Genomic DNA, 1,533 nt, shown 5'->3' with positions numbered 1-1,533 from the left:
AAATTTAATGATTAAAGCGTGATCAAATCAAATCAACCGCGAAAACCACCGGCGTGGTAAAACTGACGCTGCTGCCGGCATCATAGCCATCACCGCTTACTTTCGCGTACAGGCCGAGGCTGATGGGACGATCGCTGCCAGCGCCGACAACGTCAATGGCGTTTGCGCTGCCCACCTTGAGCGCCGCATTGTTGAGGGTGATCAGGATCTGGTTATCCGTAGGTGCGCCCAGGGCGTCCCGCAAAGCCAGCTGACGGCTCCCCTTAAACCCGACGGCGATGGGAGCAGAGGCCAGATAGGCGCTGATACCGTTAATGACGCTATCGGATTGGATATTAAAGGTGACGGGGGAAGTGGTGGTCAATGTCAGCGTGTTGTCGGTTGAATCAACCGCGGTGGTAAGCGTCTGGGGGGCGGGAATATAATCAGCCCCCAGTGCATCCGTGAACCGCCAGTCGGCGGCTAACCTCTGGGCGGGAATGGTCCCCTGCCAGGTAAAGGTCAGCTGACCGTTAGTGACCGCGGCAGAGGCATACAGGGGGGCAGCCAACAGTGCGGCTAAAGCCAGTTTTTTTGTGAAAGACATTTTGTCTACTCCATATTTAGCACTTGGATAATATCAATTGATCTACTGATAAATTGATTTATTGATAACCCTTTAACTAACGCTCGGTTTAAGGATTAACAGCTTAAGGCTTAACAAGATTAAACTGAGCAGGTACGCGCATACCGACATTAAGGATAATTCGGGCAGGGATATTCACACTGATATTAATGAGATAATAATATCAATGCGAGTTATAATATTATTCGAATTATATCATCAGCAGCAGGTCATTTCTACGCAAGCCCTGATGAATTAAGCCATGGCGTTGATTGTAAAATATATTATTCTTAACGCGCGCGCGCTTTCCGCGCTATTTACCCGGTTTTGATTGCCACCCTTCCATCGGGTCAATATTCACACCAGCGAGGCGCCCGCCATTTTGGATATGTCTATTTCCCTTTATCCAATAGAGTCCTTCAGGTTATCTGTTGAGATTATCCTTGACATCCTCCCCGCCCTAAATGGCGAGGATTCCTACTACGCTCAAACCAAGGTCTGAGTCGTTTCGGTGGGTTCCTGCTTCGTCGAGCGGCCTAACGCTGCCATCTCTCCACAGGCTAACGCGGCGTGCCCCGCCGCTAAAATATTACGGGCACCGTTTATATCGGCGTTCTCTGTATATCCACATTCCAGACACTCAAACCGACTTTGTGACTGGCGGTTTTCTTTCGCTGTATGACCACAGCACGCGCAACGCTGGCTGGTATATGCCGGAGGTACTGCCAGAACCTGACCACCGCGCCAGAGCTGTTTGTACTCAAGCTGGCGGCGAAGTTCGTACCACCCCTAATCTAATATCGAACGGTTTAAGCCTGATTTTGCACGGACGTTGCGCCCATGCTGGCTTACCGTACCCGCTGTCGACTTTGATATGTTGGCAACCTTCAAGTCTTCAATGACGATCATTGCGTGGTTTTGGCTGAGTG

The 1,533-nt window shown here is 50.4% G+C and carries 1 protein-coding gene and 1 pseudogene; both read right to left on the bottom strand.

The features are described 5' to 3' along the window. Window positions 1–22 precede the first annotated feature (22 nt). Window positions 23–586 (bottom strand): hypothetical protein, encoded by a 564-nt coding sequence (locus EIEH_RS15355; protein WP_015870847.1) that lies wholly within the window; start codon window positions 584–586, stop codon window positions 23–25. Between the two features lie 504 nt (window positions 587–1,090). Continuing rightward, window positions 1,091–1,533 (bottom strand): annotated as a pseudogene (locus EIEH_RS18080) (RNA-guided endonuclease InsQ/TnpB family protein); the annotation flags it as partial.

The organism is Edwardsiella ictaluri ATCC 33202, from assembly GCF_000264785.1.
Taxonomy (GTDB): Bacteria; Pseudomonadota; Gammaproteobacteria; order Enterobacterales; family Enterobacteriaceae; genus Edwardsiella; species Edwardsiella ictaluri.
Note: the sequence above shows the minus strand (reverse complement) of the source record. Positions and strands in the feature narration are given on the sequence as shown.